This window comes from Streptomyces sp. NPDC002125 (assembly GCF_053593715.1).
On sequence record NZ_JBSFDD010000062.1, the window covers coordinates 1 to 5,963 of the forward strand.

Below are 5,963 nucleotides of genomic sequence, written 5' to 3' on the forward strand. Positions count from 1 at the left end.
ACCGGTCGGAGGTGTGGTGGTGCGGAACGCTCATGCGGACTTCGCCTTCCGAGAAGTGCCGGGAATGAGGGAGCGTTCCTACGGAGGGACTGCCATGAGGCGGATGGCTCGAAAGGGTCCGGCCGTCGGATGTCCACGACGCGGTGGGCAGGCGTCGGAAGCGGGCCGGAAGGGGTAAATCGCCGATGCTGTGAGGATGTCATCGGGGTTGGCAGGGAACCTACGGCCGATGAAGCCGATCGGTCAAGACCCGATTCCGTCGGAATGCGCCGCACCGGTGTCCGCCGCCCCGTCCTCGTCAGGCTCCCAGCCCAACGAGACGCTGATCCGCCGCGCCGCGTCCCGGACCTGGCCGCCGAGCTCCTGGTAACGCCAGGCCGGCAGGCCGAGCTTGAGCCCGGTGATGCTGACCGCCCCCGCGCACACCGAACGGTCGTCGAAGACGGGAGCGCCGATGCAGATGATGCCTTCGGCGTCCTCCTCGTCGTCCAGCGCGTAGCCGGCCCGGGCGATGTCGCGCAGATGCGAGAGGAACGTGGCCGGGTCGGTGATGGTGCGGGAGGTCCGCCGGGGCAGCCCGAACCGCTCGATCACCGAGGCGGCCTCGCTCTCGGGCACCGCGGAGAGCAGCGCCTTGCCCAGGCCCGTGCAGTGCGGCAGCTCGCGCTGCCCCATCCGCAGATCGAGCCGGACGCGCTGGTCGAGCTCGACCTGGTCGACGACGACCGCGTGGCCGTCCTCGGGCACGGCGAGCCGGGACGCCATACCGGTGGACGCGGTCAGCTCCGTGAGCACCGGGTGGGCGACTCCGCGCAGGGACACCTGGGAGCGCGCCCGGTCGCCCAGCCGCGCCAGGCTCATGCCGAGCCGGTAGCGGCGGTTCATGCCCTCGCCGTCGTCCGAGACGAGGCCGTACGCGCGCAGGGTCTGGAGCATGCCGAAGGCGGCACTCTTGGAGATGCGGCAGGCCTGGCCGACCTCCGTGACGCTGAGGCCGTTCCCCTGGGAGGGGGCGGCGAGGGCCTCGAGGATGTCCGCTGCCCTGGCCACGCTCTTGACCCAGTACTTCGGTTCTTCTGGGGCAGCACTGTTCGTCATAGCAGAACAGCCTAGTGGGCCTCGGGGGTGAGTGGAGCCCTTTCGACCCCGAAAGGCGCCTGGAATGGGGGATTTGGCGTCACCGAGGGGTTGACCGCCCCTTCGTGCGGACGTAATATCCAGTCCTGTTCTGCTCTACAGAACAGCGTTCGGAAAATTGGCAACACCGAAGAAACATCCGAAGAGCACTCGAAGAAACACGCACCACGGACACCACTTCCTGCGGAGACTGCCGGGCGGATGGCGCCAGGGACTCACGGGCCGGGCAGGGCCTGCGAAAACCGACGACTCTCGACGCAAGGAGCAAGCACCATGAGTTCAGGCCCGGTAGGCAAGGAATCCGGAGCCCGACTCGCCGAACGCGCCCGCCAGGTCGTACCCGGCGGCGTGAACAGCGGTCAGCGCAGCGTTCCCGGACTGACCGACCTGGTCGTCACCGGCACCGACGGCGCACGGTTCCGTACCGCCGACGGACGCGTGTACACCGACTTCCACTCGGCGTTCGGCCCGCCACTGCTCGGACACAACGACCCCGATGTGGCCCGCGCCACCGCCGAGGCCGGCGCCACCCTCGGCCACATGGGCGTCGGTGTCACCGAGGGCGAGGTCCTCCTCGCCGAACAGCTCACCGAGCTGATCCCGTCGATCGAGAAGGTCCTCCTCACCAGCACCGGCAGCGAGGCCACCTTCCACGCCCTGCGCGTCTCCCGCGCCGCCACCGGTCGCCGTCTCGTCGTCAAGTTCCAGGGCTGCTACCACGGCTGGCACGACTCGGTCAGCCTCAACGTCATCTCCGCCCCCGAGAAGGTCGGAGGCCACGACCCGATCTCGACCGGCATCCTGCCCGAGGTCCTCGACGCCACCCTCGTCCTGCCGTTCAACGACAGCGAGGCCGTGCGCCGCACCTTCGCCGAGCACGGGCCCGACATCGCCGCCGTCATCGTCGAACCCGTCCCGCACAACGTCGGCGCGCTCCTGCCCCACCAGGAATTCCTCACCACCCTGCGCGAGGAGACCACGAAGGCGGGCAGCGTCCTGATCTTCGACGAGGTCATCACCGGCTTCCGCCACGACATCGGCGGCTGGCAGAAGATCTCCGGCGTCACCCCGGACCTCACCACCCTCGGCAAGGCCATCGCCAACGGCGCCCCCGTCGGCGCGATCGGCGGCCGCGCCGACCTCATGGACCTCTTCTCCACCCGGCCCGGCGCCCCGGCCTTCTTCGCCGGTACGTACAACGGGCACCCGTCCGTCGTCGCCGCCGCCCTCGCCACCCTGCGCAAGCTCCGCGAGGAGCCGGTCCACGAGCACGTCTTCCGGCTCGGCGACCGGGTCCGCACCGAACTCACCGCGCTCTACGAGCGCCTCGGCGTCCCCGCGGTCGTCACCGGCTACGGCTCCGTCTTCGTCAGCTACTTCATGCCGGGCGGGACCCCCCGCACCTACGCCGACCTGCTGAAGAACGACGCCTCGCTGTTCGTCGGCTACCGCCGCAGGCTCCTCGACCACGGGCTGTTCGAGCTGCCGCTCAACCTCAAGCGCAGTCACATCAGTTACGCCCACACCGACGCCGACGTCGACCGCCTCATCGAGGGCACCGAGGCCGCCGTCGAGGCCGTCCTCGCCGACGGCGGGGCCCGTGACCTGGAGAACACCTCGACCATGGGTGGAGCGACCCGCTGATGCTGACCGTCAACCGCACCCGCCCCGCCGGGCCCGCCGGGCGCATCACCCGCGTCGAGACACTGATGCTCGGCACCTCGTGGCGCGACTTCGGCTACGTCCGGGTCCACACCGACGAGGGCCTCTCCGGCATCGGCGAGATCACCCACCCCTACCGGGTCCGGGAGGTCTGCGACCTCACCGAGGCCATCGCACGGCGCCACCTCATCGGCGCCGACCCCTTCGACACCGAGGAGCTCTGGCTCCGCGTCTACCAGGGCGACTTCCTGCGCGGCGGCGACATGGGCGGCGTCGCCCTGTCCGGACTCGACCAGGCGATGTACGACCTCATGGGCAAGGCCCTCGGGGTACCCGCGTACCGCCTCACCGGCGGCGCGTGCCGCGACGAGGTGCGGGTGTACGCCAACGGCTGGTACACCGGCGAGCGCGAGCCCGAGATCTTCGCGGCCAAGGCGAAGGAGACCGTGGCGAAGGGCTTCACCGCCCTCAAGTTCGACCCCTTCGGACCAGGGCTGCACGAACTGGAGCGCAGCGAACTGCGCCGCTCGGTCGCCCTCGTGGCCGCCGTACGCGAGGCGATCGGCCCCGACACCGACCTCTTCATCGAGGGCCACGCCCGGTTCGCCATGCCCACCGCCGCCCGGCTCGTGCGCGAGCTGGAGCCCTTCGACATCGGCTGGTTCGAGGAGCCGATGCCCTGGACCCACATCGAGCGGTACGCGGAGCTGCGGCAGCGCGCCGCCTTCCCGATCTCCGGCGGCGAACACTTCCACAACCGCTACGAGTACAAGCAGCTCTTCGCGACCCACGCCGTCGACATCATCCAGCCGGACCTCTCCATGGCCGGCGGCTTCACCGAGGTCCGCAAGCTGGCCGCCATCGCCGACACCCACGGCATGCTCGTCGCCCCGCACAACTCCAACTCACCGCTCTGCACCACGGTCTCGGTGCACGCGACGCTCGGCATGCCCAACCTCAAGATCCTGGAGACCTTCGACGGGCTCCTGGAGCCGTTCGTCTTCGACGCCCTCAAGGGCACGCTCCCGATCGTCGACGGCCACATCGGCCTGCCGACCGCCCCCGGTCTCGGCGTCGAGCTCGTCGACGAGGTCTTCGAGGAACACCCGCCCAGCCACCGCTTCTGGAACATGTTCGCGGACGGCTGGGAGAAGCGGAACCGCACATGATCACCGACGTCCACTCCCACCTCTTCCGGCACAGCCACGACTTCACCGACCCGTTCAGCTCCGACTCCGCCCGCGCCCACGCGGGCGAGGTCGACCTGACGGTGAAGTGGGAGGAGTACGCCGCCACCGCACCCGAGTCCACCCGTACGATCGTCGTCGGCGGCAAGGCGCGCCGCAGCGGACTCTGGGTCGACGACGCCGCCGTTGCCGCGTACGCCGGACAGCACCCCGACCGGCTGATCGGCTACCTGGCCCTCGACCCCACCCAGCCCGGCTGGCAGGAGGAGCTTCGCTACGGCCACCAGGAACTCGGGCTGCGCGGCATCAAGCTGATGCCGATGTACGCGGGCTTCGACCCGGCGGCGGAGGAGTACGACGAGCTGTACACGTACGCCGAACGGCACGGGCTGCCCCTCCTGGTGCACACCGGTACGACGTTCGTCTCCAGTGCACCGCTGGAGTGGGCGATGCCCCGGCACCTGGACGCCGTCGCCATCCGCCACCCCGAACTGCGGATGGTCCTCGCCCACCTCGGCCACCCCTTCGAGGGCGAGTGCATCGCGGTGATCCGCAAACACCCGCACGTGTACGCCGACCTCAGCGCCCTGCACTACCGGCCGTTCCAGCTCTGGCACAGCCTCCGGCTGGTGCAGGACTACGGGGTCTTCCACAAGGTGATGTTCGGCAGCGACTACCCGTTCACGACGGTCGACGACTCGGTGAAGGGGCTGCGCGAGATCGCCCGCATCCCCGGCATCCCCGGGCTGCCGCCGCTGGACCGGGACGCGGTGGAGGAGATCATCCACCGGCCGTCGCTGGACCTGCTGGGACTGAACGGCTGACCGTCACGGGCCGTTCCCACGACCTGCCGGCCGGCACACGGGAACTTCCCCCGGTTCCCGGCCGCCGGCCGGCAGCCGGGCCGCCGCACGCTCCACCCCCGGTGCGAAGCGGCGGCCCACTTCCCCGTACCACTCCGCCTGGAGGACCCATGTCCGCAGCCGTCCCGCCCCGCTCCACCGACCGCTTCGATCTCACGGGCCGCACCGCGGTCGTCACCGGAGCCGCCCGAGGCCTCGGCCGGTCCTTCGCCCTCGGCCTCGCCGAGGCGGGTGCCGACGTGGTCCTCGTCGACCTGCCCGGCGCAGACGGTGCCGGGGAGACGGCGGCGGCCGTCGAGGCGCTGGGGCGCCGGTGCTGGGCGTACGGGCAGGACCTCGCCGACATCGAGGCGCTGGCCGGATTCGCCGACACCGTACGAGCGGAGGCCGGACCGCTGCACATCCTCGTCAACAACGCGGGAACGGCGGCCCTGGAGCGGTTCAACGAGATCACCCCGGCGAGCTGGTCGCGCATCATGCGGGTCAACGTCGACGCGGTGTTCTTCCTCAGCCAGCGCGTCGCCGAACACATGACAGCCGACGGCCTCGCGGGCCGCATCATCACCATCACCTCGAAGAACGCCCTCGTGGCGGAGGCCGGCCTGGCCCACTACAACGCCTCCAAGGCCGCCGCCCAGCTGCTCACCGAGACCCTGGCGGTCGAGCTCGCCCCGCACGGCATCACCGCCAACACCCTGGCCCCCGGCATGGTCGAGACGCCCATCGACGGGGAGTTCCCCTTCGACCGGGAGGCGTTCGAGGCCGCGTACCGCGAGCGCATCCCGCTCGGCAGGTACGCCCGGCCCGACGAATGCGTGGGGGCACTCCTGCTCCTCGCGTCCGACGCCGGGGCCTACCTCACGGGCACGCGCCTGGTCGTCGACGGGGGAGTGCTGGCCGACCAGATGCCGCGGATGCGGTTCATGCCGCCGTACCGCAACACGATCTGACGCCGGACCGGCCCGACCGCCCGTCCACCCCGCACCGGCCAGGCGCACCGGGCCCGCACCGGGTGCAGCACCTCCCGCGCACGTTTCCGCACGCATCGAGAGCACGTCCCGCGCACGCATCGACCCTGCGAGGAGCACCTCCGTCATGTCAGGCAACGCATCGC

5 protein-coding genes are annotated in these 5,963 nt (G+C 70.6%); 4 read left to right on the forward strand and 1 reads right to left on the reverse strand.

What is annotated here, in order from left to right:
* Window positions 1-243: 243 nt before the first annotated feature.
* Window positions 244-1,098 (reverse strand): IclR family transcriptional regulator, encoded by an 855-nt coding sequence (locus tag ACWCQM_RS40630; RefSeq protein ID WP_450920086.1) that lies wholly within the window; start codon window positions 1,096-1,098, stop codon window positions 244-246.
* Window positions 1,099-1,410: 312 nt separating this feature from the next.
* Between ACWCQM_RS40630 and ACWCQM_RS40635 the strand changes: the two genes are divergently transcribed.
* From ACWCQM_RS40635 to ACWCQM_RS40650, 4 genes are all read left to right on the forward strand, one after another.
* Complete coding sequence (locus tag ACWCQM_RS40635; RefSeq protein ID WP_450920087.1) at window positions 1,411-2,781, forward strand: aspartate aminotransferase family protein; 1,371 nt, start codon at window positions 1,411-1,413, stop codon at window positions 2,779-2,781.
* A complete protein-coding gene (locus ACWCQM_RS40640; RefSeq protein WP_450920088.1) occupies window positions 2,781-3,968 on the forward strand; it encodes a mandelate racemase/muconate lactonizing enzyme family protein in 1,188 nt (395 codons plus the stop codon). Before ACWCQM_RS40635 ends, ACWCQM_RS40640 begins: the two co-directional genes overlap by 1 nt.
* Window positions 3,965-4,810: an amidohydrolase family protein gene (locus ACWCQM_RS40645; RefSeq protein WP_073751780.1), complete on the forward strand. Its 846-nt coding sequence runs from the start codon at window positions 3,965-3,967 to the stop codon at window positions 4,808-4,810. The genes ACWCQM_RS40640 and ACWCQM_RS40645 overlap by 4 nt, the downstream gene beginning before the upstream one ends.
* A 149-nt stretch (window positions 4,811-4,959) precedes the next feature.
* A complete protein-coding gene (locus ACWCQM_RS40650; RefSeq protein WP_450920089.1) occupies window positions 4,960-5,799 on the forward strand; it encodes an SDR family NAD(P)-dependent oxidoreductase in 840 nt (279 codons plus the stop codon).
* Window positions 5,800-5,963: the final 164 nt, after the last annotated feature.

Excerpts from the sequence above, each read along its gene's own strand:
- ACWCQM_RS40650 (WP_450920089.1), top strand. The coding sequence starts at position 4,960 with ATGTCCGCAGCCGTCCCGCCCCGCTCCACCGACCGCTTCGATCTCACG.
- ACWCQM_RS40630 (WP_450920086.1), bottom strand. The coding sequence starts at position 1,098 with ATGACGAACAGTGCTGCCCCAGAAGAACCGAAGTACTGGGTCAAGAGC.
- ACWCQM_RS40640 (WP_450920088.1), top strand. The coding sequence starts at position 2,781 with ATGCTGACCGTCAACCGCACCCGCCCCGCCGGGCCCGCCGGGCGCATC.
- ACWCQM_RS40635 (WP_450920087.1), top strand. The coding sequence starts at position 1,411 with ATGAGTTCAGGCCCGGTAGGCAAGGAATCCGGAGCCCGACTCGCCGAA.
- ACWCQM_RS40645 (WP_073751780.1), top strand. The coding sequence starts at position 3,965 with ATGATCACCGACGTCCACTCCCACCTCTTCCGGCACAGCCACGACTTC.